Genomic DNA, 26,375 nt, shown 5'->3' on the forward strand with positions numbered 1-26,375 from the left:
GTTGCTGCTCCTGCCTTCGGGTCGGTTGCCACAGGCGAGCGTACGTCGTAGCGGGCCGCCCGCCGGGGCGGATTTGACGGCGGTCGTATCCGGGCGTTTTGATCACAACACGGCCGTCACTGCCTGTGCCGGCACCAGCAGTGCGCGAGGCGGGGTCGTACCCGCGATTGATGGAGCGGTCATGCCCGCCAGGGGTGGTTTTCGCGCCGGAGGTCTCGGGAGGGCCACCGGCCCCGTCGTGTTCGCCGCCGTCGCGGCCCTGGGGCTCGCCGGGTGCGGTTCATCCGGCGGAACACCGGCGTCGCCCTCGACCGGCAAGGCGCCGAAGGCGGTCCGGCTGCCGCCGCGCGCCGCGGGCTTCGACTACCAGATCGGCGGCCCCTACCACCCGCCCGCGGGTGTCCGGATCGTCAGCCGCGACCGTACGGCGTCCCCGGCGCCGGGGCTCTACAACGTCTGCTACGTCAACGCCTTCCAGGCCCAGCCCGATGAGCGCGGCTCCTGGCCCGCCGACCTGCTGCTGCGCGACACGCACGGCAAGGTGGTCATCGACGAGGACTGGGACGAGCCCCTGCTGGACATCCGGACGCCCGCCAAGCGCGAGCGGGTGGCCGAGCGGGTGAACCGCTGGATCGACGGTTGCGCGGCCAAGGGCTTCGACGCGGTCGAGCCGGACAACTACGACAGCTACACCCGCTCCCGGCACCTCCTGACCGCCGACGACGCGACCGCCTTCATCACCCTCCTGGCGCGGCACGCGCACGAACGGCACCTGGCCATCGGCCAGAAGAACACCGCGGAGCTGACCGGTGACAGGAAGCGGACCGGGCTGGACTTCGCGGTGGCGGAGGAGTGCGCCGAGTACGACGAGTGCGGGACGTACGCCAAGGCCTACGACGACCGGGTCCTCGTCATCGAGTACTCGGACTCCGGGCTGCGCAAGGCTCTCGCGAAGTTCGGCGGGCGGCTGAGCATCGTGCGCCGGGACCGGGACGTGTCGACTCCGGGCAGTGACGGGTACGTGCGCAAGGTCCGGTGAGCCCGGGGCGGGCGGGCGTCGGCGCGACCTGGGGTTGCTGCCCGCAGGTGACCGGTCGGCGTGGGAGCGGCCGGATGATCGTATCGGTGCCGCATCCTCGGCGCAGGCGACCGGCGCCCGGCCGGTCACGGCCGTACGGAGGAACCGCCGTGCCGACACGTGCGCGTACGTTGAGGACCCTGGCCGGGGCGGCGCTGCTGCCCCTCGCCCTCGTCTCGCCGGCCTGGGGGCGGCCCGCTCCCCCGCGCGCGGTCGCGGCCGAGCCGCCGGGCACGCTGTGCGCGACCGCCGGGGTGCTGCGCGGGGAGCGCGGCCAGCGGGCCACCGTCAACCTGTGCGCGGGCAACGGCACCCCCACCATGTCCGTCTCCGCCGCGGCGACGTGCGGGCGGGCGGGAACGCGCGTGCGGTACACCTGTCAGGCCTGGGGCACGTGGACGGCCCGGCACGGCAGGAAGACCGCCCTGTCCGGGGCGCTGCCCGGGTCGGCCCAGTACCCGGGCCCGGGGACGTACGACATCTCGGCCACCGTGCGCGTCCGGTCGGCGCCCGCCGGTGTCGATCTGCGCGGCACCGTACAGGCCACCCTCACCCTCACCGCGCCCCTGCCGCAGGCGACGCACCGTGTCCAGGTCGACCGGAGCACCGTGCGGGCCAACACCGAGACCACGCTGACGTACACGGTCCAGCGCGACAGCGACGAGGGTGACGGCAGCGCGCGCCTCGGGCTCATCGGCGAGCAGGGCACCGGCGTGCGGGTGTCCACCGCCGACCCGCGCTGCGTCAACCCGCTGGTCGGCCGCTACCCGGCCAAGACCCGGCTGGCCCATTCCCTGGACTGCGCGCTCACCGACCTCCAGCCGGGCCATCCCGCCAAGGTGGTCGTCCGGGTGACGGTCGCGGGCGCCTGCTCCACGCTGGTGTCCAAACTGGGCTACTGGCTGCCGCGGGGCCAGGACCTCTACACGGGCGGCGTGCTGGCCGGGCCGACGGTCACCTGCCGCTAGCTTCGGGGGCTCTGCAGCAGGTCGAGCGCCCGTTCCCACCGGAACTCCGGCCGTCCGCCGTCGTCGCCCGGCTCGCCCGAGTACGGGTCGCCGAACCGGACGCCCATCCCGCGCAGGCGTATCAGACTGTCCTGGTAGGCGGGGTGGGCGGCCAGGGCGCCGGCCACGCAGGGCAGCACGGCGATCGGCACACCGAGCCCGGCGGCCTCGCACAGGGTGCCGAGGGCGAGGGTGTCGGCGATGCCGGCCGCCCACTTGTTGACGGTGTTGAAGGTGGCGGGGGCGACCGCGACGGCGGCGGGCGGCGGGAAGGGGCGGGGGTCGCCCGGGCTGCGCCAGGCCGAGCGGATCGGACGGCCGGTCTGCGCCTCGACGGCGGCGGTGTCGAAGAAGCCGCCCATCGCGACCGGCGTCGCGAACACGCCGACCTCCCAGTCCCGCTCCTGGGCGGCGGTGATCAGCTTGCTGACGTCCGCCGCGATCCCGGCCGCGCAGACGACGAGGTAGAGGAACGGCTTCCCGGCCTGTTCGGTCATCCGGGCACCCTACTGGAGCGGGAAGGTCAGCCCCCGTTCGGCTTCCGGCCGCGGTCCGGGAATCCTGCGCTCCCCCTCCGTGATGCGTACGTCGTTGATGCTCGCCTCCCGACGGGTCATCAGTCCGCGTCCGTCGAACTCCCACAGTTCGTTGCCGTACGACCGCCACCACTGTCCGCCGGCGTCCCGGCACTCGTACTGGAAGCGGACCGCGATGCGGTCGCCGTCGAAGGCCCACAGGTCCTTGCGCAGGGCGTACTCGAGCTCGCGCGCCCACTTGGCGGTGAGGAACTCCACGATCTCGGCGCGGCCGGTGAGGAAGGTGTCGCGGTTGCGCCAGACGGAGTCCTCGGAGTAGGCGAGCGCCACGCGCTGCGGGTCGCGGGTGTTCCAGGCGTCCTCTGCGGCCTGCACCTTCCGGGCGGCGGTGGCGCGGGTGAAGGGGGGCAGGGGCGGGCGGTCGGTCATGGCTTCCTCCTCGCGGAGAACGCTCGTTCTCCGGTGTGGCTGCTACGGTATGAGAACGCTCGTTCTCGCGTCAAGGAGAGGCCGGGGAAGGTCAGGGGGAGGTCGTAGATGGACAGCACAGCAGCCCGCGAGCGGGTGCTGGACGCCGCCGGGGAGCTGTTCTACGGGCGGGGTGTCCAGTCCGTCGGCATGGACGAGATACGGACCGCCTCCGGGGTCTCGCTCAAGCGGCTCTACCAGCTCTTCCCGGCGAAGGACCAGCTGGTCGAGGCCTACCTGGAACGGCGGGACGGGCACTGGCGCGGGAGGCTCGCCGCGTACGTGGAGCGCGAGGAGGATCCCGCGCGGCGGGTCCTGGCCGTCTTCGACTGGCTGGAGTGCTGGTTCGGCGAGGACGGCTACCGCGGCTGCGCCTGGATCAACGCACACGGCGAACTGGGCGCCACATCGGCACGCGTGGCGGCCCAGGCGGTCGCGCACAAGCGGGCGTTCCGCGCCTACCTCACCACTCTCGTGACCCGTGCCGGCCTGCCCGCCGCCCTGGCCGGCCCCCTGTTCCTGCTGGCGGAGGGCGCCATGGTCACGGCGGGCATCGAACACAGCACCCGCCCGGCCACCGAGGCCCGAGAGGCAGCGAAGCTGCTGCTGACCGCCGCCGGGCCCGGTCCCGAAAACCCCACCTGACCGCGACACCCGACGGCCGCATGGACCGGTCCCGAAGAACCCCGCCCGACGCCTCTGCCGCGCACACAGCACACGACCCACGGACCCAGACCCGGACGGCAGAGCCGCTGCCCACGGCCGCCGGGGGCCGGGCGTGTAAGCCACACCCGGCCGGGCGTCCGGTGGTCGCCGGGGGCGGTCAGTCCGCCGGGTCCCGGAGGGTGATGGCGCCGACGGGGCAGGCGCGGGCTGCCTCGCGGAGCATCGGGTCGCTGTTGTCGGTCTCCCGGCCCGGGATCAGGGTGCTGTAGCCGTCGTCGTCCTGGGTGAAGACGCCGGGGGCGGCGAGGGCGCACTGCCCCGCGCCGATGCAGGCGTCCTTGTCGATGTCGATGTGCTCGATGTGCATGGCAGGAGCCTCTTACCAGGTCACGGGGAGTTCCAGCATCCCCTGGATCGTGTCGCCCGGTTTGAAGGGGATGTCCTCCGGCCGGGCGGCGAGCCGTAGCCCGGGCAGCCGCTCGAAGAGGGTGCCGAGGGCGATCTCCATCTCGGCGCGGGCCAGGTTCTGGCCGAGGCACTGGTGGATGCCGAAGCCGAAGCCGACATGGTGGCGGGCCGGGCGGTGCCAGTCGAGGGTGTCGGGCTCGGCGTAGACGGACTCGTCGCGGTTGATGACCGAGGTGGCGAAGACTACGCCGTCGCCGGCCCGGATGGTCGTCCCCTCCACCTCGATGTCCTCCAGGGCGGTCCGCAGCAGCCCGTCGGCGATCGACAGCAGCCGCATCAGCTCCTCGACCGCCCCCGGCAGCAGCGCCGGGTCGGCGCGGAGCTCGGCCAGCCGCTCGGGCTGCCCGAGGAGCGTGAAGGTGCCCAGCGAGATCATGTTCGCGGTGGTCTCATGGCCGGCGACCAGCAGGATGACCGCCAGGGACACGACTTCGGCGCGGTCCAGCGTGCCCTCGCGCAACCGCTGGTGGACGAGGTCGTCGAGGATCGCGTCACCGGGCTCCGGACTCTTGGCCTTGCCGTCGATCAACTCACCGAGATACGCCTCCAGTTGGTCCCGGGCGTCCAGCGTGTCGGCGGGCTCCGGACCGCGCAGCAGGCGGCGGGACTGCTCCTCGAAGAACTCGTGGTCGGCGTACGGGACGCCCAGCAGGGAGCAGATCACCATGGACGGCACGGGCAGCGCGAAGGCGCCGACCAGTTCGGCGGGCGGCCCCTGGCCGATCATGGCGTCCAGTCGCTCGTCGACGATCCGCTGGATGGCGGGCCGCAGTTCGGCGGCGCGCCGGAGGGTGAAGTTCGGGACCATCATCCGCCGCTGGGTGTGGTGTTCGGGGTCGTCGGCGCCCAGGAGGGCGACCTTGCGGTCGCGGGCGGCGGCGATGCGGGGGGTGGTCACCGGGAAGCCGTGGCGGGTGCGGTCGGAGGACAGCCGCGGGTCGGACAGCAGGGTGCGGGCGGTGGCGTGGCCGGTGACCAGCCAGGCCGGGCGGCCGTCGAACAGGGTGACGCGGGCCAGGGGGCGGTGCGCGCGCAGCGGGTCGTAGGCGGTCGGCGGATGGTAGGGGCAGGTGCGGTCCTGGGGGAAGGCGACGGGCTCGGGCTGAGCCGTCGATGCGGTCGATTCCGTCATGGCGGACCTCGCAGACGAAGGGTGCGGCGTGCCGATCTTCATTAGATGCCCGGGGCATCTATAGGACGACGGCAAGTTCGGCCAGATCGGTGATCCGCGCTTTCTGGCCGAACATCGTGCGTGCGACCGCCGTGATCGGGCCGATATTCGGTTGCGGGTGCCGGGCCGCGGGCCGCACGATCGCCCGCATGTTCACCCCTGACGCCATCCTGCCGCCGATGCCCGCCGCCGTCCTGCCGGCGCGTGCCCGGCAGCAGCCCGGCCGCCCCCGGAGGCCCGAGCCCGCACGCCCGTGACGGCCGTACCGGCCGCGCTCGTCGCCGGCCTGGTCGCGGGGTACGGGGTCGCCGTGCCCGTCGGCGCGGTCGCGACCTACCTGGTCTCCCTCACCGCTCGTACGTCCCTGCGGACCGGCGCCTCGGCCGCGCTCGGCGTGGCGAGCGCCGACGGTCTCTACGCCCTCCTCGCCACGGTGGGCGGTTCCGCGCTCGCGGCGGCGCTGCGGCCGCTGCTCGGGCCGCTGCGCTGGGCCTCGGCCCTGGTGCTGGCGGCACTGGCGGTACTGGGCGCGGTGACCGCCGTACGCCGCTACCGCGCGCACCGGCTCACCACCCGGCCGGAGAAGCCGCCGCCCGGCCCCGGCCGGGCCTACCTCGGCCTGCTCGGGATCACCCTCCTCAACCCCACCACGGTGATCTACTTCGCCGCCCTCGTGCTCGGCACCCGCGCCCAGGACGCCGTGCGCCCCCTGGAACAGGGCGTCTTCGTCCTCGCCGCCTTCGCCGCCTCCGCCAGCTGGCAGCTGCTGATCGCCGGTGGCGGCGCGCTCCTCGGCCGCGCCCTGACCGGGCACCGGGGACGGCTGGTCACGGCGCTGCTGTCGAGCGTCCTGACCATGGCACTGGCGCTACGGGCCGCGGTGGCGCCCGGGTGACGCGGCCGGCTCGATCGGAACGCCGGGCCGGGACGGCCGCGTTCCGGATCCGGCCGGGTACACGCGTGGTACGGATGATTCGGGCACCGGCGGGTGTTGAAGCTCGGTGCCAGTAGGCCGCAGGACCGTCGAAGGGACGAACGTCATGCCTCTCCAGGGCGAGTACGAGCCCAGCCCGACCCAGTGGGTGCGCGAGCAGGTCGAGTTGTACGAGAGCTCCGGCGGCACCAAGGGGACGACGCTGATGGACACGGGGATGCCCGTGATCCTGCTGTCGACCCGGGGTGCCAGGAGCGGCAAGATCCGCAAGACCCCGCTGATGCGGGTGGAGCACGACGGGCGGTACGCCGTGGTCGCCTCGCAGGGCGGCGCGCCCAAGCACCCGGTGTGGTACTTCAACCTCAAGTCCGACCCGCACGTGGAGCTCCAGGACGGCCCGGCCAAGCAGGACATGCGGGCCCGTGAGGTCACCGGCGAGGAGAAGGCCCGGTGGTGGGAGCGGGCGGTGGCGGCGTACCCGCCGTACGCCGAGTACCAGGAGAAGACCTCCCGGGAGATCCCGGTCTTCGTCCTGGAACCGGCCGACGGCGGGTGATCCGCCGAAGCGGAGGTTCCGCCCCCAGGGGCCGATTCCGGACCGGGAACGCCGTAATTTAGAAAAATCTGTTTCCGGGAGGCATGGACCGTCCCCACCCGGGCAGCAGAGCGTCAGGCCCCGCCGCGTTCCCCCGTCGCGGCGGGGCTTTCCCGTGCCTCGCCCGCCGGCCGGTCGGTCACGTCGAGGAAGATCTGGTCGGCCTCGGGGACGGCCTCGGCTAGGGACTGCTTGATGCGTACGGAGACCTCCTCGACCCGCTCGCTGTCCAGGCCGGGCACCAGGTCGATCCGGGCCGCCACGAGCGTCGAGTCGAGGCCCATCTTCATCGTGAAGAGCGCCTCCACGCTGTCGATCTCCGGCTGTTGTGACAGCAGCGTGCGGATCCCGTCGCTCTGCTCCGGATCGGCGGCCTCCCCGATGAGCTGGTCGCGGGCGTCGCGGCCCAGCCGGTAGGCGACGTACACGAGCAGCACGCCGATCGCCAGCGAGGCGGACGCCTCCCAGACGACCTGCCCGGTGGCCATGTGCAGCGCCATGCCGATGATGGCGAGGGTCACGCCGAGCACCGCCGTACCGTCCTCGGCGACCACGGTGCGCAGGGCCGGGTCGCGCAGACTGCCGCCCTGCCGGCGCACCTGGTGCAGCGCCCGGAACAGGGAGGCGCCCTCGGCGAGCAGCGCGACGCCCAGCACGATGAGGCCGGCCACATAACCGCTGAACTTCTCGCTCGCGCCGCTCCTGAGCGCCTCGGCGCCCTGGAAGAAGGAGAAGCAGCCGCCCATGACGAAGATGCCGACGGCGGCCAGGAGGGACCAGAAGAACCGCTCCTTGCCGTAGCCGAAGGGGTGCCGTGCGTCGGCGGGGCGGCGGCTGCGGCGCAGTGCCGCCAGCAGGAAGACCTCGTTCAGGCTGTCGGCGACCGAGTGCGCGGCCTCGGACATCAGGGCGGGCGAGCCCGCCAGCAGGCCGCCGGCGGCCTTGGCGGCGGCGATCACCAGATTGGCGGCGAGCGCCACCCAGACGGTGATCCGCGTCTTCCGGTCGGCCTGGTGGTCCCCGGCCCCGGCCCGGTGCGCCTCCTTTCCGGTGTTCCGCTGGGGGGCCCGGCCGCCGTCCCGGTCCGTCGTCCCCCGTGTCCGCTGTTGCGTCTTGTTTTCCGACGATGTCCCGCTCACCACCGCCGACTGCCCCGGCCGGGACCGCTCACACCGTGCCGTCGGCGGAAATCGGGGAACGCGTTCCTCAGGACGCCCCGTGCGGCAAGGAGGAAACATGGGTGGCGACGGCAACCGCGCCTACGGCCACAAGACGTTCACCCGGTCCAGGAGCCACTTCACCGACCGGATCACGGCGGACGGCCGTGACGGCTGGCCGGTGACGTCCGGGCGCTACCGTCTGGTGGTCAGCCGCGCCTGTCCGTGGGCGAGCCGGGCGGTGATCTCGCGCCGCCTGCTGGGCCTGGAGGACGCCCTGTCCATGGCGATCGCCGACCCGGTCCAGGACGACCGCAGCTGGCGCTTCACCCTCGACCCCGACGGCCGCGATCCGGTGCTCGGCATCCGCTTCCTCGCCGAGGCCTACGACCGGCGGGAGGCCGGGTATCCGGGCGGGGTGAGCGTACCGGCGGTCGTGGAACTGCCGAGCGGCCGCCTTGTCACCAACGACTACCAGCGGCTCACCCTGGACCTGGCCACCGAGTGGACGGCCGTGCACCGCCCCGGAGCGCCGGATCTGTATCCGGCCGCACGGCGCGACGAGATCGACGAGGTGATGGCGGACGTCTACGAGGGCGTCAACAACGGCGTCTACCGCGCGGGTTTCGCCACTCATCAGACGGAGTACGAGGCGGCGTGCGCGGCGGTCTTCCGGCGGCTGGAACTGCTGACGGAGCGGCTCGCCCGGCAGCGCTACCTGGTCGGCGACACCCTCACCGAGGCGGACATCCGGCTGTTCACCACACTGGTCCGTTTCGACCCCGTCTATCACGGTCACTTCAAGTGCAACCGGTGGAAGCTGGCGGAGAACCCGGTGCTGTGGGCGTACGCCCGGGACCTGTTCCAGACGCCCGGGTTCGGCGACACGGTCGACTTCGACCACATCAAGCGGCACTACTACCAGGTGCACACCGGCATCAACCCCACCGGGATCGTCCCGCTCGGGCCGGACCTCGCCGGCTGGCTCGCGCCGCACCACCGGGAGGAACTCGGTGGCCGGCCGTTCGGCGACGGGACACCGCCCGGGCCGGTCCGTCCGGCCGAGCAGGTGCCGGCCGCGGGGCGGCCCTGAACCGCACACATCGCAACGAAGGAGTGTCACACGTGGCCAAGAAGAAGAAGCTGCCGCTCGCCTACCAGCCCGTCGGCTTCGTACTGAGCTGGGCGGGCGGAGCGCTGGCCGGGATGGCCTTCCGGCAGGCGTGGAAGGCCATCCGGCACGAGGACGACGCGCCCGACGCGCTGGACGAGGATCGCGGCTGGGGCGAGATCCTGCTGGCCGCGGCGGTCCAGGGCGCCATCTTCGCGGTGGTGCGCAGCGCCGTGGACCGCACCGGGGCCAAGGCCATCGAACGGTCGACGGGGGTGTGGCCGGCGTCGGACAAGGAAGGCCGGGACTGACCGGGAGGCTCGCGCTCAGCCCTGTTTGGGCGCGGTGGGAGGCATCAGGCGCAGGGTGAAGGAGTGTCCGGCCGGGTCGGCGTAGCCGCGTTCCTCGTACGGCCCGGCCGGGTCCTTGGTGTCGATGGGCCGGCCGCCGAGCCCGACCACCCTGCGCTCGGCCTCGTCGAGGTCCTCCACCAGGAAGTCCAGGTGGAGCTGGAGGGAGTTCTCGGGGCGCGGCCAGCTCGGCGGGGTGGCGTTCACGTCCCGCCGGAACGCCAGCCGGGCCCCGTCGGCCCCCCTGATCTCCACCAGGTTGGCGGAGGCGGCCGTCTCCTCGCCCTCCAGCAACTCCTTGTAGAAATTGGCGAGTTTCTCAGGCTCGCTGCAGTCGAGCACCACAACGCCCGCTTTCACCAGTGTCATTGCTTCCTCCGTGGGGATGGGAGAGACCCTCCTTTGCGGATATCCCCGCCCCGCGGATTCAGTCGGTCACCAGCCACTCGCCGTCGCGCATGAGGTCACGCCCGTCCAGTTCGTCGGCCTCGCGCCAGGCCTGCACGCGCTGCGGGCGGATCCGGAAGTACAGGTAGCGGGTCTTGAGCCCGCGCGGGTCGAATCCAGTCCTCGCGGCGAAGAGTTCGCCCTCACCCTCGGCCAACTCGGCTGATTCCAGGGCTTCGACGCTCCCCTCGATCATGACGACGTCCCGGGTGGGTCCGATGCCCACCCGTGTCGTGCCGGTCGCCGCCAGGTTGCGGCCGGTGGGGCTCGCGGCCGGGGTGGCGACGAGCAGGGCCGCCCCGTCCCAGAGGAAGGACAACGGCACGAGGTACGGCGCTCCTCCGTCGGCACCGGCGGTGGCGACCCACGCGTCCACGTCGTGCTCGAGCCGGTGCAGGGTGTCCCTCTTGCGCTGCTCGGCGCTACGGGCGGGCGGTGGAGTCATGCGCCTTGCGCTCCTTGGGAGTTGTGGGATTGTACGCGACTCATGAGGTGTGGGCAGTAACTCATATCACGGCCGGGGCGCTGTGTAGATCATTTACGCTCTGGGCAGTCTCGTAACGCTTCTCGGCGCAACTTTCCGGTCAGGAAGCGGAGTTCGAGTGCGCGGGCGGCCGATCGGGCCGCCCGTTCGCAGGGGCGGGGGGCTCTGCGTTCCGTATCCCGGAAGGACATCTATGCCTGAGGACGTCAGGTTCGGCCTGCCCTTCGACACCCCCGTGAGCGAACACCTGGAATGTGCGCGGTCGCGCCATCCGCGGTGGATCCGGGACATGGGCCTGGGGCGCGCCACCTCTGACGGGCCGCGAGTGCTTCCCGATCAACACAGCTGAGGCGCCGATGCCGCTCCACTTCCTCGGCCGTCGGCGCAGCAGTCGTGCCCGTCGCGGTCGTTCGCAGCAGGAACCGGAGCCGGTCGCGTGAGTCCGGCCGCCCGGCGGGGCCGTAGCGGCAGGCACAGCGATCGATTCCGTTGCCAGGACCACAGCTTGAAGGAGACCGGTGTGAAATCTCGAGTCGTAAGTGCTGTTCCGAAGGCGTCCGCCGACAGTTTGCTCCCGGCGCAGCCGAGCGCCCAGCTCCAGCCCACGGAGGCGGGGAACACCCTGGCCCGCCTCCTGGTGGAACGTAGCAAGGGGAGCACGGAGCAGTACCGAAGCTGCCAGAACGCTGCTCAGCGGCGGCTGGACGCACTCATATCCCCCCACTCCAGCACCACGCTGCATGTGGAGGGAGCCCTCCGACTGGCGCAGCGCGCGTTCCTCCCGCCCGACGAGGAGGGCTACGCCAGGTTGAGGCGACTCGACACCGGCCTGCGCATGATCGAGGCGGCCTTCCCCCAAGTCAGCACCGACATCGAGGTCTGCCGACTGACCTGCATGATGCTGGAAGGGGCCTGGCGGAGCCGGGCGCTCGTCCCGCCGCGCGAGGAGGAGCAGGCGGCCGCCTGCGCCTGCCCGCTGTGCCGTCTGCTGCCCACGCCCCCCGCACGCACGCTGGGTGACTACAGTTGGCGGCAGAGCGCCGGTCGTCCCCTCACCGTCAAGGCCTGGCCGTACCGCCAGGAACTCGACAGCGTCCTGACCGCTGGATGGATCTGGGCCCGGCAGATGAACGACTTCGAACAAGACCTTGGCAACCGCCACCACTTCGAAGACGACATCCTCGTCTTCCACGAATACAAACGCGTGATCGACACCATCGACACCACGTCCCTCACCCAACTCGTCGAAGGCCGCCTGGCCGAGAGTTTCAGCATCAACAGCGCACGGGCCCTGGTCTGCGGACTCTACGCGGCCCACAAGCGATCCGCCGACGAGTACTGGCTCCAGCAGCACCAAGCGGGCAGCGTCAGCCTGCCCCAGACCAACCCGCTCGGCCAGAGCACCTACTCGGCCCTCCAGATGCTGGACTGCCTGTTCTGGCACGTCTCGCCCGACACCGAACTCTGGCAGGAGGAACACCTCGCCTCCCTGCTGCTGTGCCGCGTCGTCGACGACATGGCCGACGTACGAGTCGACGCCCTGACCGGCGAGATCAGCAATTTCTGGCTCGCCGACATGCCCACCCACACCAAGGCCCTCTACGCTGCCTGCGCCATCGCCCTGATCAAGTACGGCTGCATGCCCGAGGCGCACTCCTCGATGTGGAACAGCTGGCTGATGCCCAGCACCATCGTCTGGATGGGGCTCACGGGCCGCCATGCCCTGTGGTTCGACGGCATCACCCAGGACCTTCCCCCGGCCGAGGCGTGCCCGCTGTGTGACCTTCAGCCCGACGCGTGCACCGGCATCCTCACCCACGGCACCACCCTCACCATCAGCCCGCGGCCCACCGCGCCGGCCCTGAGCACCCTGACCGCTGAGCTGTCCGCACGCTGCCGAGCCCAGTTCCCTGGGACCTGGCCCCTCTTCGACGCCGAGCTACACGCCTTCGAAGCACTGCACGGCCCCTGGCGCGGCAACACCGACACCGCATGGGAGATCCTGCGCCGCACCTACATCGCCGCCGTGGAGGCATCCATGGCCGAGCCGTCCCCAGACCGCGCTCGCCAGATCCAGCAGGACGCCGGCGCAGTCGGATGTGAGCAGTTCTACACCCTGTACGACCCTCGAACCGGGAGGGAGGACACCGCACTGCTCGCCTACATGTTCGGCTGCGCCCACCCGCATTTCCTCTGGAACGCCACCGGATACCGGCCCACGGGCGTCACAGGCGACTGGCTCGACGGCTGACGCCGTCGATTCGTGGTTGCCGTTGATCCCGTGCTGGACGGCCTCCACAAGTAGGGCAGCGGCGCTGCCCGGTCGGGTCGCCGACCGGGCAGCGGCGTGCTCACACCGGGAACTCGACCGGCAGCCTGTCCAGCCGGGAATCCCAGGTGGAGGCGGTCGTGGTGAGCTCGTCCGCCGGCACGGCCAGCCGCAGGCCCGGCAGCCGGTGCAGCAGGACGTCCACCGCAATCTCGATCATGGACTGCCCGATGCTCTGCCCGGGGCACTCGTGCGGGCCCGCGCCGAACGCCAGGTGCGACTGGTTGCCCTGCACCGAGACACCCGGGTCGGGACGGACCTCGGGGTCGAGGTTCCCCGGGGCGAGACCGAGAACGAGCAGGTCGCCCTCCTCGATGCGGTGCCCGCCCAGTTCGACATCGCTGGCGGCGAAGCGCCCCGGCAGGACGGCCAGCGGCGGAGAGTTCCACATGGCCTCCTCCACCACCGCCGAGATGTTCAGCTGACCGCTGATCAGCCCGGAGAGCCGGGAGGCGTCGGTCAGGACCAGTTCCAGCACCCGGGCCAGCAGGTTGGTCGTGACGTGTGCGGCGATCAGCACCACGCGCAGGTGGTGGACGACCTCGTCGTGGTCGAGAGCCGCGTGATGCCTCAGCAGGCCGGTGGCGAGGTCGGAGCCGGGTTCGGACCGCCTGCGCTCGGCGAGTTCACCGAAGATCTCCCTGATCATGCCATCGTGCACCACGGCGTCCTCGCCGCCCTTGAGCACCTGGGCGCAGGACTCGACCAGCCGGCGCCCCTCCGCCTCGGCGAGCCCCAGAATGCGGGTCATCACGAGCATCGGCACATAGTCGGCGTAGTCCGCCACCAGGTCGGCGCGGCCGTTGTCCGCGAACCCGTCGATCTGCTTGTTGGCGAAGTGCGTGGCGTGGCGCCGGATGCCGCGGCCGGCAGCATCCTGCAGCACATCGTTGACGGCGCCGCGCAGCCTGCGGTGCGCCTCGCCGTCCTGGGACACACAGTCGGGGCGCCAGCCGAGCATCGGAACCAGCGGAGAGTTCTCCGCGATCCGGCCCTCCCGCCAGTCCCGCCAGTTCCGCGCGTCCCGGGCGAACTGGCGGGGATTGTCGAGCACCCGTCGGCTGTCCCGGTAGCCCAGCACCAGCCAGGCGGGGATGTCGCCCTCCAGCAGCACCGGCGCGACGGGGCCGTGCTCCTTGCGCAGCCGCTCGTAGATGCCGAGCGGGTCGGTGGCCGCCTCGGGCCCGTACAACCGGGCCGGCTCGGCCGAACCGTGGGCGACCGGGCAGCCGCGGGGGGCGTCGGGACTGTCGAGGTTCCGGTCGTTCATCGGGGCTCCAGTGCGACCGCGGAGCGTTCCTGCAAATGACGTATCAGGGCGATCAGTACGTCCCGGCTGGCGGCCCGGTCACGGGCGTCGCACACCACGACCGGGATGTCCGGGGAGATGTCCAGGGCGTCCCGGATCTCCTCGACCGGGTGCTCCTTGGAGTCGGGGAAGACGTTCAGCGCGATGACAAAGGGGACGCTCTGCCGCTCCATCTCCTCGATCGCCCGGAAACTGGAGGCCAGGCGGCGGGTGTCCACCAGGACCACCGCGCCGAGCGCCCCTTTGAACAGGCCGTTCCACAGGAACCAGAAGCGTTCCTGGCCGGGGGTGCCGAACAGGTACAGCATCAGGCCCTCGTTGAGGCTGATCTTGCCGAAGTCGAGGCTGACCGTGGTCTGCGCCTTGTCGGCGACACCGATGAGATGGTCGTCGCCGACACTCGCCTGGGTGAGGGTCTCCTCGGTGGTGAGCGGCTTGATGTCGCTGACGGAGCGGACCATCGTGGTCTTACCGGTGCCGAACCCTCCGGCGATCATCACCTTGACCGAGCGGGTGCCCCCGGCCGCGGGCCGGCCGGGACGGTCAAAGCCTTTCAAGTCCACTGAGTACCTCCTGGAGGAGCGCGAGGTCGGGCCCGCGTCCGGCGTGGTGCGCCGGAATGGGATCACGGGCTTCAATACGGCCTGCGTCCAGCAGATCCGCCAACAGCACCGCGAGAATGTTGAAGGGCAATCCGAGATGGGCGCCGAGTTCGGCCACCGACAGCGGGTCACGGCAGCGCCGGAGTATCTCCTCGTGCTCGTGCTGCATCCCCGGCAAGGGACCGGTGCGGGAGACGACGAGGGTCGCCACGTCGAGGCTCGACGCCGACCCGCCCGGTCCGCTGCGCCCCCCGGTGAGGACGTAGTAGCGCTCGAGACCGGCCGGGTCCGTGGGCCGGCGGGGGGCACTCATCCAGAGTGCTCCTCCAGGCGCGCAGTGGTGCCGAGGAGCTCGCCCATCCGGCGGGCCAGATCCCTCATCTGGTGTCCGAGCAGGCCCTGGTCGAGGCCTTCACGGGCGAGCACACCGAGATACGTCTCGACACCCGCGCGCACGACGAACAGATGACCCCCGTCGACCTCGATCATCGCGAGCCGCAGTTGCCCCGCGTACTTGGGGAACTGCTCGGCGACCGGCTGGGCCAGGGCCTGCAGGCCGGCCACCACGGCCGCGAAGCGGTCCACGTCGTCGGGGTCTTCGGCGCCAAAGGAGGTGATGGCCTTGCCGTCGCTGGAGGCCACCAGGGCGAAGCGGATCTCCGGGATGCTCTCCACCAGATCGCGGAGCGCCCAGCTCACGTCGGTTCCCTGTTGCGTCATGTGGACTAGTCGCTCTCTTCGCCTCGGTGCTCGGTGGACTCGCGTCCGGCGGGCTCGCGTGTGGTGTTCGGTGTGCCGGCCTCCGGGAACTGCCGTGCGGGTTCGGCTCCGCCGGGCTCGCGGCCCGCCGTGGCGAAGGCTGCCAGGCCCGCGAAGGACGCGTCCGGGGGGACGGCGGTGACGGGGGACGGCTCGGGCCGCGAGGTGCGCTCGGTCCGCTGCCGTTCCTCCGGCTCGCGGCGCTTGCTGCGGCGCCGGGGCAGACCGCCGGGCGTGGTGTCCACCGCGTCGGCGGTGTCGGCCGGAGGGGCAGAGGTGTCCGGGTCGGTCGCGAGGGCCGGGCCGGCGGCGGGTGCCTGGACGGCCGCCGGCGCGGCGGCCGGGGTGGCCGTCGTGGCCGGGGCGGGCGCGGCGAGAGGGCTGAAGTACTTGTGCGGGATCACGACGACCACCGAGGTGCCGAGCCAGGGCGAGTCGGCGAAGGTGACCCGGATGCCGTAGCGGCGGGCGAGGGTGCCGACCACGCGCAGGCCGATGCTGGCGTCCTCCGAGATGCCGCCGAGGCCGGGACCGGCAGCGGTGCCCGCGAGGGACTGATCGGCCTCGCGCTTCTTCTCCTCGCTCAGCCCCTTGCCGGAGTCCTGGATCTCGATGCCGACGCCGTTCGGCACCTCCTTGCCGGAGACGACGACCGGCTCGGTGGGCGGCGAGTAGCGGGCGGCGTTGTCCAGGAGGTGGGCGAAGACCAGCGTGAGATGGTCCACCAGACCGCCGTCGACGCCGAGTTCGGGCAGATGGCGCACCTCGACCCGGTGGAAGTCCTTGATCCGGCCGATACCGCCGCGGACCACGCTGAGCAGCCGCTGCGGTTCCTGCCACTGCCGTCCCGGCCGGTCCGAGCCGCCGAGCACGCCGATGCTGGCGGCGAGCGAGTCCGCCGGGCCGAGTTCCTGGTCGAGTTCCATCAGCCCCCGGGCCACGGCGGGCAGCCGCCCGTGCTCCCCCTGCATCTCGTGCAGCCGGCCACGGAGTTTGCTGGTCAGGACGTGGATACGGTTGCCGATGCTGATGACGGCCTGCTCGGCGGAGGTGGAGCGGTTGAACTCCTCCTCGAGACCGATCAGCGAGGTCCGCAGGATCCGGCGCAGATCGGCCTGGAGTTCGGCGTCGGCCTTCGCGCTCTGGTTCGCCACGGGCAGCAGGTCGTCGACGGCGTCCCCGGCCCGCAGCCGCCTCAGCGCCTCGGGCAGCTGCTCCCCGGCGAGCCGGGCCACCGCGTCCCGCTGGTGGGCGAGCTCCTCCTGCCACGCCTCGGCCCCGTCGGCGAGCCGGTCCTCGCAGGACTTGACCGTGTCGGCGATCCGCTGCTCGTACGCCCGTGCCTGCTCGGCCAGTTGGGTGTCGTAGGCGGTCTGCCGCTCGGCGAGCCGGGCGTCGTACGCGGTGGACTGCTCGGTCAGCTGCGCGTCCAGGGAGGCGCGCTCGGCGTTGAACTTCCGTTCCAGACCGGCGACATGCTGCTGCCACTGCAAGGAGTGCTCGGCCTGCGAGGTGCGGAAGTCGCCCTCGAGGCGGCGCAGTTGCCGCTGGGAGCGGATCAGCAGCCGTACGCACACGGCGCCGGCGGCGGTCGCGGCGGCACCGGCGACGGCGGCGGTGAGGCGCTCCGAGCTCATGAAGGTGGCGGCAACCGTCCCACCTCCTAAGGCCAGAGGCATCAGCCACCAGCTGTACCAGGCGACAGGGGCCCGCGCCGCCGGTGGCGGAGTGGCGAGTTCCATCTGCATCCTTCGAAAGGGAACACGATTCGAACAGGGGGGGGTGTGCACGTCAACTCGCAGTGCCGGACTGGAGCTTATCGGGTTTGAAGCCGAAAGGATCAAATGCACGGTCGCCCGGAAGTGAGGGTTCAGTCACTGTCCGCCAGGAAGACGCGAAGTAGACTCCTGGACACCTGTCCAGCTATCGTGGACATCTGTCCAGCACTTGTTCCCAGCAGGGAACGGCGGAGAACAGCAGAGATGAAGGAGCCCACTGGTCGTGGACATCGTGGCGAGAACACTGGTCGGCCTGGTCGCGGCCCTGCACGCGTACATCCTGGTGCTGGAGATGTTCCTGTGGCAGAAGAAGCCGGGCCGGGCGCTGCACGGCTTCGACGCGGAGATGGCCCGGGCGACCGCGCCGATGGCCGCGAACCAGGGCCTCTACAACGGCTTCCTCGCGGCCGGTCTGGTGTGGGGGCTGATCGCCGACGACCCGACGGGCTTCGCCGCGCAGGTGTTCTTCCTGTGCTGCGTGGTCGTCGCCGGTGTGTACGGGGCGGCCACGGCCAACCGGCGCATCCTGTTCGCCCAGGCGCTGCCCGGCGCGCTCGCCCTGGCCGCCGTGCTGGCCGCGCGGTGACCCGGACCGCGCCCGAGGACCCGCGGGCCGCCCGCACCCGGGCGCGGCTGCGCGCGGCCCTGCTGGCGGAGTGCGCCGAGCGGCCGCTGGCGGAGGTCGGCGTGGCCGCGCTGGTGCGCAGGGCCGGGGTGGGCCGGGCCACGTTCTACGTGCACTACGACGGCCTGGAGGCGCTGGCCGTCGATGCCTGCGCGGACGTCGTACGGGAGGCGGTCGAGGCGCTGCACGCCTGGCGCGGCCGGCCCGACCCGGTGCACGCCCCGCCGGCCCTGCCGGAGTTCTTCGCGGGCCTCGCCCCGCACGCCTCCCTCTACCGCACGCTGCTCACCCCGGGCGGCGGCGGACCGCTCGGGCACGTTCTGCACCGGGACCTGAGGGCCCGCAGCCTGGCCGAGCGCGAACGGGCGGGCGCGGCCGACGCCCCGCTCGTCGCCTCGGCCGTGGCCGCGACCTTCGCCGGTGTCCTCGCCGACTGGCTGCACGGACTGCTGGAGGCGAGCCCGGGAGAAGTCGCCGACCAGGTCTGGCAGTTGCTGGTGGCCCTGCACCGCAGCCGGTGACGGCTCACTTGCAGGCCAGGCCGTTCTTCGCGAGCGGCCAGGCCTCCACGCCGTGGGACGTGCGGACGTACGCCGTCGCCTTGTCGTCCGTGAGCCACAACCGCCAGTCGTGGTAGCGGTATCCGGCGTCGTAGGCGCCGACGGGCATCCGGACGTCCCCGTCGTAGGGGGCGGAGAGCTGGGTGCCGGTCGCGAACAGCCCGTCGGGGTCACGGACGTACATCGCGGCGCCCGCACCCCGGCCGAGTTGCAGGAAGTGGGCGCTCTGCCAGTCGCAGTGCTCGGCGCCGGTGGAACTACTGACCTTCGTGACCGGTACCCGCCTGCCGGTCCGGTCCGTCCAGATCTCGTACTCCCAGGAGTCGGTGACACTCGCCGGGAGTTCGGCGGGGTCGCATGAGGCGCTGGTCTCCGGGCCCCAACCGGGCCGGTTCTTCCCGTCCTTGGCCACCACGACGGCCACCTTGGTCCGGCCGCCGACGTCGTAGGAGTACAGGACGCGGTCGCCTTCCTCGCGTTCGACGCGGTAGCCGGAACGGGGTACTTCGGGCACGTAGATGTCGAAGTACGCCTTCAGGCCCTCCTCCGGGGTGCCTCCGCCGTCGCCCTTGCTCCATGCGTCGCCCTTGTCGGTGTCGAAGACCTTCCCCTCGCACTCCAGCGCGTCCGCCGCGTTCAGCGGACCGCTGTAGGGCGTCTCGGGAGGCGTGCCCTCGACCACGGCCTCCTCCCCGCCGCCGTCACCACCGCACGCCACCACCGTCATGGTGGTCACGGCGGTCACCGCCGTCAGTACCGCCGCCGCCACAAACCCTCCGCGCATCGCCGCCCCCGTTCTCCGGCCACTGTCTCCGCTCCTGCGACGCCACGGCGTGCCGAAACGTTCACCGGGCGGTCTGGAACGTCCGCCGGTACGCCTGCGGTGACACCCCGATCGCCGCGTGCAGATGCTGGCGCAGGGAGGCACCCGTCGCGAAGCCGACCTCGCCCGCGATCTGGTCCACGGACAGGTCGCTGGACTCCAGCAGGTGCCGGGCCCTGGCGACGCGCTGCTGGATCAGCCAGCGGCCGGGGCTGAGGCCCACCTCGTCACCGAAGCGGCGGGCGAAGGTGCGCAGGCTCATCCGGGCGTGGCCGGCGAGGTCGGCGAGGGTGAGGGGTTCGCCGAGGCGTTCCAGGGCCCAGGCGCGGGTGGCGGCCGTGCTCGCGGCGGCGTACTCGGGCACCGGCTGCATGATGTACTGCGCCTGGCCACCGTCCCGGAACGGCGGGACCACGCAGCAGCGGGCCACGAAGTTCGCCAGAGCACTGCCGTGGTCCTCGCGCACGAGGTGCAGGCAGATGTCGACACCGGATGCCGCGCCGGCCGAGGTGAGGAACCGGCCGTCCTCCACGAAGAGCACGTCCGGGTCGAGGGTGACACGCGGAAAGGCACGCCTGAAGCGCTCGGCGACGGCCCAGTGCGTGGTGGCCCGGCGCCCGTCGAGCAGTCCGGCCAGGGCGAGGACGAACGCACCCGTGCAGATGGAGACCACCCGGGCGTGTTCCGGGATGCGGGCGAGCGCCGCGGCGACCTCGTCCGGCAGTTCGTCGGGGATGCGCTCGGTCGGGAAGGACGTGATCACCACGGTGTCCGCGGACTCCAGCACGTCGGGGCCGTGCTCGACGGTGACCGAGAAATCGGCGCTGGTGCGCACCGGTTTCCCGTCGACCGTGCAGGTCAGCACCTCGTACCGGCCGTCGGCCGCGCCCAGGATCCGGCTGGGGATGCCCAGTTCGAAGGGGTAGACGCCGTCGAGGGCCAGCACCACGACCCGTTCCCTGCTCCGCTCGCCACGCATGGCACGATCTTATCGGATGTTGGCAATCATGCCATTTCCCGGGCGGGTGGAGCCGGGCAGGCTGGTTCACCATGAGCCATGTGAACACCATGCGTGCGATCAGTCAGGACGTCCTCGGCGGGCCCGAGGTACTCAAGGAAGTGGAGCTGGAGCGGCCCGCGCCGCGGCCCAACGAGGTGCTGGTGCGGGTGCGTGCCGCCGGGGTGAACCCGACCGACTGGAAGCACCGCGCCCACGGCGTCTTCCTGGGCGAGCCGCCCTTCGTGCTGGGCTGGGACGTCTCCGGGGTGGTGGAGGCGGTCGGCATCGGCGTCGCCGCCTTCGCGCCCGGCGACGAGGTCTTCGGCATGCTGCCCTACCCCTTCGGCCACGGCTCGCACGCCGAGTACGTCACCGGGCCTGCCCGCGCCTTCGCGCACAAGCCGGCCTCCGTGGACCACACCCAGGCGGGCGCGCTGCCGCTGGTCTCCCTCACCGCCTGGCAGGCGCTGGTCGAGACGGCGGACGTGCGGCCCGGTCAGCGGGTGCTGATCCACGCGGCGGCCGGCGGCGTCGGCCATGTGGCCGTGCAGATCGCCAAGGCGCGCGGCGCGTACGTGATCGGCACCGCGAGCGCGGGCAAGCACGAGTTCCTGCGCTCCCTCGGCGTGGACGAGGCGATCGACTACCGGGAGACGGATTTCGCCGAGGCCGTGAAGGACGTCGACGTGGTGCTGGACACGATCGGCGGCGAGTACTCGACGCGTTCACTGCGCGTGCTGCGCCCCGGCGGGGTCGTGGTGTCGATCCTGCCGGTGGGCTCCGACGACTTCTACGAGGAGGCCGGGCGGCTCGGCGTACGGGCGGTCCGTCTGCTCGTCGACGCCTCGCGCAGCGGTATGAAGGCGATCGCGGAGCTGGTGGAGGCGGGGAAGCTGCGCGCCACGATCGCCGGGACCTTCCCGCTGGCCGCTGCCGCCGAGGCGCACGCGCTCGGCGACACCGGCCGGACCACGGGGAAGCTGGTGCTGCTGGCCGACTGAGTCAGAACGTGAGTACGGGCTTGATCGCCTTGCCCGCCTTCATGTCCTGCACCGCCTGCTCGATGTCCGCGAACGGATAGGTGCTGATCAGGCGGTGCAGCGGGAGCCGTCCGTCCCGCACCAGCCGGACCAGGGCGGGGATGAAGGCCTGGGTCTCGCTGTCGCCGAGGGTCAGGCCGACGACCCGCTTGCCGCCGAGCATTCCGTTGACGTCCAGGGCGACCTCGGTGCCGAACGGCGGGGCGCCGACGATGACCAGGGTGCCGCGGGCGGCGAGCGCGTCGACTCCCTGGCGCAGGACGCCGGCGTTGCCGGTGGTCTCCACGACACCGTCGGCGCCCTGGCCGCCGGTGATGTCGGCGAGCGCCGCGGCCAGGTCCTCCTCGCCCGCGTCGACGGTGTGTGTGGCGCCGAGTTCGAGGGCCAGCTGGAGCCGTTCGGCGACCCGGTCGACGGCGATGATCGTGGTGGCGGGGGTGAGGGTGGCGGCCATCACGGCGGACAGGCCGACGGCTCCGGCGCCGAGGACGACCACGGTGTCCCCCGCGGCCGGCCGCAGTACGTTCCAGACGGCACCGACTCCGGTCTGCACCCCGCAGCCCAGCGGGGCGAGGGACGCCAGCGGCAGGTCCTGGTCGACCTTCACCAGGCTGCGGCGGTCCACCAGGGCCCGTTCGGCGAACGAGGACTGGCCGAAGAAATGGCCGCCGAGCGGCTCGCCGTCCCGGCTGATGGTGCCGCTGCCGTCGGCCCGGCGGCCGCCGATGAGGTTCAGCGGCAGCCAGGTCGCGCAGTACGCGGGGTGCCCGCCGTGACAGTTGCGGCACTCGCCACAGGAGGTGAAGGACAGCAGGACGTGGTCACCGGGCGCGACACCGGTGACCGCGGAGCCGACGGCCTCGACGACGCCCGCTCCCTCGTGCCCCAGCACTCCGGGCAGCGGGAAGGGCAGTCCGCCGCTCGCCACGCCCAGGTCCGTGTGGCACAGGCCGGCCGCCACCATGCGGACCACCGCCTCGTGCGGTCCCGGCTCGTCGAGTACGACGGTGGAGAGGGTGAAGGACGCTCCCTGGGACTCGACCACGGCGGCGCGTGTGGTGATCGGCATCGCGTGCACTCCTTTCGGTTCGGCGGTGTGGGGGCGCTCAGTCGAGCGAGACGACGACGGACTTGACCTTGGTGTAGGCGGCGAGGGCCTCGGGGCCGTACTCGCGGCCGAAACCGGAGTCCTTGACCCCGCCGAAGGGCACCGCGGGGTCGAGCATCGCCCAGTCGTTGATCCACACGATGCCCGCCTGGAGACGGCCGGCGATGCGGTGGGCGCGGGCCAGGTGGGACGTCTGCACCCCCGCGGCCAGGCCGTACGGGGTGGAGTTGGCGAGGGCGACGGCCTCGTTCTCGGTGTCGAAGGGCTGCACGGTCAGGACCGGGCCGAAGATCTCGTCCTGGATCACCCGGGAGTCGTTCGGCAGGTCCGCGATGACGGTGGGCTTGTAGTAGTAGCCGCCGTCGAGGTCGAGCCGCTCGCCGCCGCAGACGATACGGCCGCCTTCCTCGCGGGCCAGGGCGACGTACTCCTCGACCTTCCTCAGGTGCTTCTGTCCCGCCATCGGGCCGACGACGGTGGCCGGGTCGCGCGGGTCGCCGACCGGTACTTGGGGCACGGCCTCGGCGAGGATGCCCAGCAGGGTGCTGTACACCGGGCGCGCCACCAGCAGCCGGGGGCCGCCCATGCAGAACTGCCCGGTGTTGAAGACGAAGCCCTTGATGATCGCGCCGACCGCCTTCTCCAGGTCGGCGTCCTCGAAGACGACGTGGGCGGCGTTGCCGCCGAGTTCCATGGTCACCGGCTTGAGTGCCTCACCGGCGGCGCCGGCCACGTGCCGGCCGACGGCGCTGGAGCCGGTGAAGGCGATCTTGTCGACGCCGCCGTGGCGCAGCAGGGCCTCCCCGGCCACCGGGCCGGTGCCGGTGACGACGTTGACCACCCCGTCCGGGACTCCTGCCTTCTGCAGCAGACCGGCCATGTAGAGGGCGCTGAGCGGGGTCTCGTCGGCGGGCTTGTGGACGACCGTGTTGCCGGCGGCGAGGGCCGGGGCGATCTTCGAACCGGCGAGGATCAGCGGGAAGTTGAAGGGGGTGATGGCGGCGACGACACCGAGGGGTTCGCGCCGGGTGTAGGCGAGGGCGTTGAGGGGGGTGTCGCGGGTGGCGCCGTCCAGGGAGTGGGCGAGGGCGGCGAAGTACTCGTAGTCGCCCGCGGCGTTGGTGATGTCGACCACGCCGCACAGCGTGATCGGCTTGCCGACGTCGAGGGACTCCAGGGCGGCGAGTTCACCGGCGTTCTCGCGGATGAGTTCCGCTACCCGGTGCAGGATCCGGCCGCGCTCGCGGCCGCTCAGCCCGGACCACTCGCCGCCGTCGAAGGCCTCGCGGGCGGCGCGGACGGCGGCGTCGACGTCGGCGGCGCCCGCCTCCGGGACGGTGGTGACCACCTGCCCGGTGGACGGGTCGATCACGTCCGTACGGGCACCGTCGGCGGCCTCGCGCCACTGGCCGCCGATGAACAGCTGCCCAGGACCGGTGTCGATGGTGGTCGTCATTGCCACTCCCCAGCGTAGATCGCCAAGATTTCAACCAACAGGATTCCTGTTGGTCCGCAGTCTCATTACAGACAGGATTCCTGTCAATGGTCTAGTGTTCACGCATGGTCGGTACACGCATACGCCCATCATTGCTCTACATGGTCAAGCAGGTGGAGCTGGTGGTACGCGCACGTCTGGACGAGCTGGTCAAGCCCGCGGGGATCACGGCCCTGCAGTACACGGCCCTCACCGTCCTCGAACGGCACGACGGGCTGTCGGCGGCGCAGCTGGCGCGCGACTCGTTCGTCACCGCGCAGTCCATGGCCGACCTCGTCCGGTCCCTGGAGAGCCGGGGGCTCGTACGGCGGGAGCGTAATCCGCGCAACCGGCGTGAACTGCTGATCCTGCTCACCGACACCGGGCGCGAGCTGCTCGCCGGCTTCGCGGATCCGGTGCGGGAGCTGGAGGAACGGATGGTCGCCGAGCTCACCGCCCACCAGGAGGAACAGTTCCGTCAGGCGCTCTCCAAGGCCTGGCAGGCGCTGTCGTAGCCCTGACGCGTCGTCACCCTGTCGCGCACACCACAGAAAGACACGCGCGAAAGTCGAAGACATATGTCAATCGAACATGCTCAAATTCCCTCTATCGAGGGTAACTTGCTGGGCGGGGAACGGATGACCCGGCACGGGTGGGAGGTGACGCCGGCATGCACCAGGGACCCGCACCGCTCACCCGGCACCTGCGCGTCCACCAGGACCGCGGCCATACGGTGCTGGAGTTCCGCGGCGAGATCGACATCGCGGCGGCCACGGAGATCGCTCCGTACCTGGACCGGGTGACGGACCGGCCCGGCGTCCGGATCGTGATCGACCTCGGCCACATCGAGTTCTTCGACTGCTCGGGCCTGCGTCTGCTGTACCGGGCCCGCAGCCGGGTGCTGGAGCGCGAGGGGCAGCTGCACCTGGTGTGCACCCACCCGCTGACCCTGCGCGTCCTGAAGGTCACGGGGATGGCGCGGCTGCTGCCGCCGCGCCCGACGCTGGACGAGGCCCTGGGGCAGCCCGAGGCCACGTCCGGCACGCTGTGACCCCGGCTACTCGCTTCTCGGCTCGTCGAACAGGGCGCTGACGGACTCACCGTTGTGGATGCGGCGCACGGCCTCGGCGAGCGCCGGGGCGATGGACAGGACGCGCAGCTTGGCCGTGTACTCACCGTTCCCGTTCTCGGGGACCGGCACGGTGTTGGTGCACACGATCTCCAGTACGTCCGGCTGCTCGGTCAGCCGTTTCAGGGCGCCCGCCGCGAACAGGCCGTGCGTGCACGCCACCCGGATCGAGCGCGGCCCCAACTCCCTCAGCCGGTACAGGAGTTCCAGCACGGTGCTGCCCTTGGCGATCTCGTCGTCCAGCACGATGACGTCCCGCCCCGCCACCTCACCGATGACCGAGCTGATGCTCACCCGGTCGTCGGCGAACCGCTGTTTGGCGCCGGCGGCCACCTGCGCGCCGATCAGCCGGGCGAAGGCGGCGGCCTCCTTGGCGTTGCCCAGGTCGGGCGAGACGACGGTGGTGCGTGTCAGGTCGTACCGCCGGAAGTGCGCGGCCAGTTCGCGCAGCGCGTGCAGGTGGTCCACCGGGACCGAGAAGAAGCCGTGCACCTGGGGGGCGTGCAGCGTCATGGCGAGGACCCGGCTCGCGCCCGCCGCCACCATCAGGTCGGCGACCAGGCGGCCCCCGAGGGAGATCCGCGGGGCGTCCTTCTTGTCGGAGCGGGCGTAGGAGTAGTGCGGCATGACGACCGTGATGCGGGCGGCGGACGCGCCGCGCGCCGCGTCGCACATCAGCAGCAGTTCGACGAGGTGCTCCTGCACCGGCCTGACCAGCGGCTGGATGAGGAAGACGTCCCGCTCCCGGCAGTTGGCCTCCAGCTGCACCTCGAGACAGTCGTTGGCGAACCGGCTGACGCGGGTGGGACTGAGCGGCACACCGAGGTGGGCGCAGACCTCCTTCGCCAGTTCGGGATGGGCGCTGCCACTGAAAACGGCGATGTCTCGCACGATCCGCTCCTCGCATGATCATTACGGGCCGCGGCTCATGCTACTGACACCGTTCGCTGCCGCACCACGCCACCTGTGCCCCTCCCCTGAGCAGGAACCGCCGCCCAGGCGGCCTCGGGGGCGGTTCGCGCGCTGCGGGCGACGGCCCGGCGGTCGGGCCTTGCGGATGTCTCCGCGAGGGGCCTTGGGCGGCGTCCAGGACCACGCGCGGGGCGCGGAGCCCCAACGCGCCCGTCCGTCACGGTTTTGGCGGGCCTGCGCACCGGCGGTACGGCCCCGCATACCCCGCCCCACGGCGTCGGCCCGGGCAGGCGCCGGCTCGGCGGTCAGGCGTCCAGCGGGCTCCGCGAGGGACCTCGGGCGGCATCCAGTGACGAGAGCGGGCGCGGAGCCCCAACGCGCCCGTCCGTCACGGTTTTGGCGGGCCTGCGCACCGGCGGTACGGCCCCGCATACCCCGCCCCACGGCGTCGGCCC

The 26,375-nt window shown here is 71.8% G+C and carries 31 protein-coding genes; 13 read left to right on the top strand and 18 right to left on the bottom strand.

Going from position 1 to position 26,375, the window contains the following annotated elements; genetic code table 11:
• Positions 1–181: 181 nt before the first annotated feature.
• Entirely contained in the window at positions 182–1,039 is an 858-nt protein-coding gene (locus tag ACH45E_RS22695) for an endo alpha-1,4 polygalactosaminidase (protein ID WP_361456417.1), read from the top strand.
• Between the two features lie 149 nt (positions 1,040–1,188).
• The gene (locus ACH45E_RS22700) at positions 1,189–2,046 is read left to right on the top strand and encodes a hypothetical protein (protein ID WP_361456420.1); all 858 of its coding nucleotides are present in this window, start codon (positions 1,189–1,191) and stop codon (positions 2,044–2,046) included.
• On the opposite strand, the gene ACH45E_RS22705 is transcribed toward ACH45E_RS22700, so the two are convergent.
• Positions 2,043–2,582: a flavoprotein gene (locus tag ACH45E_RS22705; protein WP_361456422.1), complete on the bottom strand. Its 540-nt coding sequence runs from the start codon at positions 2,580–2,582 to the stop codon at positions 2,043–2,045. The two genes, ACH45E_RS22700 and ACH45E_RS22705, sit on opposite strands and share 4 nt — an antisense overlap.
• A gap of 9 nt (positions 2,583–2,591) precedes the next feature.
• Positions 2,592–3,050, bottom strand: a complete 459-nt coding sequence (locus tag ACH45E_RS22710) for a nuclear transport factor 2 family protein (protein ID WP_361456424.1) — start codon at positions 3,048–3,050, stop codon at positions 2,592–2,594.
• Positions 3,051–3,158: 108 nt separating this feature from the next.
• On the opposite strand from ACH45E_RS22710, the gene ACH45E_RS22715 reads away from it, so the two are divergent.
• The gene (locus tag ACH45E_RS22715) at positions 3,159–3,734 is read left to right on the top strand and encodes a TetR/AcrR family transcriptional regulator (protein ID WP_361456427.1); all 576 of its coding nucleotides are present in this window, start codon (positions 3,159–3,161) and stop codon (positions 3,732–3,734) included.
• A gap of 178 nt (positions 3,735–3,912) precedes the next feature.
• Here the strand turns inward: ACH45E_RS22715 and ACH45E_RS22720 are convergent, their stop codons facing one another.
• From ACH45E_RS22720 to ACH45E_RS22730, 3 genes are read right to left on the bottom strand one after another with little or no spacing between them, the layout of a single operon-like run.
• Positions 3,913–4,122 (bottom strand): ferredoxin, encoded by a 210-nt coding sequence (locus ACH45E_RS22720; protein ID WP_361456430.1) that lies wholly within the window; start codon positions 4,120–4,122, stop codon positions 3,913–3,915.
• Between the two features lie 12 nt (positions 4,123–4,134).
• Complete coding sequence (locus ACH45E_RS22725; protein WP_361456433.1) at positions 4,135–5,355, bottom strand: cytochrome P450; 1,221 nt, start codon at positions 5,353–5,355, stop codon at positions 4,135–4,137.
• Between the two features lie 58 nt (positions 5,356–5,413).
• Positions 5,414–5,545: a hypothetical protein gene (locus ACH45E_RS22730; RefSeq protein ID WP_361456436.1), complete on the bottom strand. Its 132-nt coding sequence runs from the start codon at positions 5,543–5,545 to the stop codon at positions 5,414–5,416.
• A gap of 102 nt (positions 5,546–5,647) precedes the next feature.
• Here ACH45E_RS22730 and ACH45E_RS22735 point away from each other — a divergent pair, with 102 nt between their 5' ends.
• Both ACH45E_RS22735 and ACH45E_RS22740 read left to right on the top strand, forming a co-directional pair.
• Positions 5,648–6,289 (top strand): LysE family transporter, encoded by a 642-nt coding sequence (locus ACH45E_RS22735; RefSeq protein WP_361456439.1) that lies wholly within the window; start codon positions 5,648–5,650, stop codon positions 6,287–6,289.
• A 145-nt stretch (positions 6,290–6,434) separates the two neighbouring features.
• The gene (locus tag ACH45E_RS22740; protein ID WP_361456442.1) at positions 6,435–6,884 is read left to right on the top strand and encodes a nitroreductase family deazaflavin-dependent oxidoreductase; all 450 of its coding nucleotides are present in this window, start codon (positions 6,435–6,437) and stop codon (positions 6,882–6,884) included.
• Positions 6,885–6,997: 113 nt separating this feature from the next.
• Here the strand turns inward: ACH45E_RS22740 and ACH45E_RS22745 are convergent, their stop codons facing one another.
• Positions 6,998–8,062: a cation diffusion facilitator family transporter gene (locus ACH45E_RS22745; protein ID WP_361456445.1), complete on the bottom strand. Its 1,065-nt coding sequence runs from the start codon at positions 8,060–8,062 to the stop codon at positions 6,998–7,000.
• A 97-nt stretch (positions 8,063–8,159) separates the two neighbouring features.
• Between ACH45E_RS22745 and ACH45E_RS22750 the strand changes: the two genes are divergently transcribed.
• On the top strand, positions 8,160–9,173 hold the full coding sequence (locus ACH45E_RS22750) for a glutathione S-transferase C-terminal domain-containing protein (protein WP_361456448.1): 1,014 nt from the start codon (positions 8,160–8,162) through the stop codon (positions 9,171–9,173).
• 32 nt (positions 9,174–9,205) lie between these two features.
• Positions 9,206–9,502, top strand: a complete 297-nt coding sequence (locus ACH45E_RS22755; RefSeq protein ID WP_361456451.1) for a DUF4235 domain-containing protein — start codon at positions 9,206–9,208, stop codon at positions 9,500–9,502.
• Positions 9,503–9,517: 15 nt separating this feature from the next.
• On the opposite strand, the gene ACH45E_RS22760 is transcribed toward ACH45E_RS22755, so the two are convergent.
• On the bottom strand, positions 9,518–9,910 hold the full coding sequence (locus ACH45E_RS22760; protein WP_361456454.1) for a VOC family protein: 393 nt from the start codon (positions 9,908–9,910) through the stop codon (positions 9,518–9,520).
• Positions 9,911–9,968: 58 nt separating this feature from the next.
• A complete protein-coding gene (locus ACH45E_RS22765) occupies positions 9,969–10,433 on the bottom strand; it encodes a pyridoxamine 5'-phosphate oxidase family protein (protein WP_361456457.1) in 465 nt (154 codons plus the stop codon).
• 559 nt (positions 10,434–10,992) lie between these two features.
• On the opposite strand from ACH45E_RS22765, the gene ACH45E_RS22770 reads away from it, so the two are divergent.
• A complete protein-coding gene (locus ACH45E_RS22770; protein WP_361456460.1) occupies positions 10,993–12,723 on the top strand; it encodes a hypothetical protein in 1,731 nt (576 codons plus the stop codon).
• A 100-nt stretch (positions 12,724–12,823) separates the two neighbouring features.
• Here ACH45E_RS22770 and ACH45E_RS22775 read toward each other — a convergent pair whose 3' ends face one another.
• From ACH45E_RS22775 to ACH45E_RS22795, 5 genes are read right to left on the bottom strand one after another with little or no spacing between them, the layout of a single operon-like run.
• Positions 12,824–14,071, bottom strand: coding sequence for a cytochrome P450 (locus ACH45E_RS22775; protein WP_361456463.1), 1,248 nt, complete (start codon positions 14,069–14,071; stop codon positions 12,824–12,826).
• Entirely contained in the window at positions 14,068–14,673 is a 606-nt protein-coding gene (locus tag ACH45E_RS22780) for an ATP/GTP-binding protein (protein ID WP_361456466.1), read from the bottom strand. Before ACH45E_RS22780 ends, ACH45E_RS22775 begins: the two co-directional genes overlap by 4 nt.
• The gene (locus tag ACH45E_RS22785; RefSeq protein ID WP_361456469.1) at positions 14,654–15,025 is read right to left on the bottom strand and encodes a DUF742 domain-containing protein; all 372 of its coding nucleotides are present in this window, start codon (positions 15,023–15,025) and stop codon (positions 14,654–14,656) included. Before ACH45E_RS22785 ends, ACH45E_RS22780 begins: the two co-directional genes overlap by 20 nt.
• A complete protein-coding gene (locus tag ACH45E_RS22790) occupies positions 15,022–15,432 on the bottom strand; it encodes a roadblock/LC7 domain-containing protein (protein ID WP_019057749.1) in 411 nt (136 codons plus the stop codon). The genes ACH45E_RS22785 and ACH45E_RS22790 overlap by 4 nt, the downstream gene beginning before the upstream one ends.
• Positions 15,433–15,437: 5 nt before the next feature.
• Positions 15,438–17,213: an ATP-binding protein gene (locus ACH45E_RS22795; RefSeq protein WP_361456472.1), complete on the bottom strand. Its 1,776-nt coding sequence runs from the start codon at positions 17,211–17,213 to the stop codon at positions 15,438–15,440.
• A gap of 259 nt (positions 17,214–17,472) precedes the next feature.
• Here ACH45E_RS22795 and ACH45E_RS22800 point away from each other — a divergent pair, with 259 nt between their 5' ends.
• A complete protein-coding gene (locus tag ACH45E_RS22800) occupies positions 17,473–17,835 on the top strand; it encodes a DUF1304 domain-containing protein (protein WP_361456475.1) in 363 nt (120 codons plus the stop codon).
• A complete protein-coding gene (locus tag ACH45E_RS22805) occupies positions 17,832–18,395 on the top strand; it encodes a TetR/AcrR family transcriptional regulator (RefSeq protein ID WP_361456478.1) in 564 nt (187 codons plus the stop codon). Before ACH45E_RS22800 ends, ACH45E_RS22805 begins: the two co-directional genes overlap by 4 nt.
• Positions 18,396–18,399: 4 nt before the next feature.
• Here ACH45E_RS22805 and ACH45E_RS22810 read toward each other — a convergent pair whose 3' ends face one another.
• Together ACH45E_RS22810 and ACH45E_RS22815 are read right to left on the bottom strand one after the other, a co-directional pair.
• On the bottom strand, positions 18,400–19,218 hold the full coding sequence (locus ACH45E_RS22810) for a hypothetical protein (protein WP_361456481.1): 819 nt from the start codon (positions 19,216–19,218) through the stop codon (positions 18,400–18,402).
• A 61-nt stretch (positions 19,219–19,279) separates the two neighbouring features.
• Positions 19,280–20,236, bottom strand: a complete 957-nt coding sequence (locus tag ACH45E_RS22815; protein ID WP_361456484.1) for a helix-turn-helix domain-containing protein — start codon at positions 20,234–20,236, stop codon at positions 19,280–19,282.
• 71 nt (positions 20,237–20,307) lie between these two features.
• On the opposite strand from ACH45E_RS22815, the gene ACH45E_RS22820 reads away from it, so the two are divergent.
• On the top strand, positions 20,308–21,258 hold the full coding sequence (locus tag ACH45E_RS22820; protein WP_361456487.1) for an NADP-dependent oxidoreductase: 951 nt from the start codon (positions 20,308–20,310) through the stop codon (positions 21,256–21,258).
• Position 21,259: 1 nt separating this feature from the next.
• Here ACH45E_RS22820 and ACH45E_RS22825 read toward each other — a convergent pair whose 3' ends face one another.
• Positions 21,260–22,366, bottom strand: a complete 1,107-nt coding sequence (locus ACH45E_RS22825) for an NAD(P)-dependent alcohol dehydrogenase (protein ID WP_361456490.1) — start codon at positions 22,364–22,366, stop codon at positions 21,260–21,262.
• A 37-nt stretch (positions 22,367–22,403) separates the two neighbouring features.
• Positions 22,404–23,861, bottom strand: a complete 1,458-nt coding sequence (locus tag ACH45E_RS22830; RefSeq protein WP_361456493.1) for an aldehyde dehydrogenase family protein — start codon at positions 23,859–23,861, stop codon at positions 22,404–22,406.
• Positions 23,862–23,965: 104 nt separating this feature from the next.
• Between ACH45E_RS22830 and ACH45E_RS22835 the strand changes: the two genes are divergently transcribed.
• Together ACH45E_RS22835 and ACH45E_RS22840 are read left to right on the top strand one after the other, a co-directional pair.
• Positions 23,966–24,394 (top strand): MarR family transcriptional regulator, encoded by a 429-nt coding sequence (locus ACH45E_RS22835; protein ID WP_361456496.1) that lies wholly within the window; start codon positions 23,966–23,968, stop codon positions 24,392–24,394.
• A gap of 155 nt (positions 24,395–24,549) precedes the next feature.
• Positions 24,550–24,930 (top strand): anti-sigma factor antagonist, encoded by a 381-nt coding sequence (locus ACH45E_RS22840; RefSeq protein ID WP_361456499.1) that lies wholly within the window; start codon positions 24,550–24,552, stop codon positions 24,928–24,930.
• A gap of 6 nt (positions 24,931–24,936) precedes the next feature.
• On the opposite strand, the gene ACH45E_RS22845 is transcribed toward ACH45E_RS22840, so the two are convergent.
• The gene (locus ACH45E_RS22845; RefSeq protein ID WP_361456502.1) at positions 24,937–25,899 is read right to left on the bottom strand and encodes a ribose-phosphate diphosphokinase; all 963 of its coding nucleotides are present in this window, start codon (positions 25,897–25,899) and stop codon (positions 24,937–24,939) included.
• Between the last annotated feature and the right edge of the window lie 476 nt (positions 25,900–26,375).

Source organism: Streptomyces sp. NPDC020299 (genome assembly GCF_044387825.1).
In the GTDB taxonomy this organism is placed as follows: Bacteria; Actinomycetota; Actinomycetes; order Streptomycetales; family Streptomycetaceae; genus Streptomyces.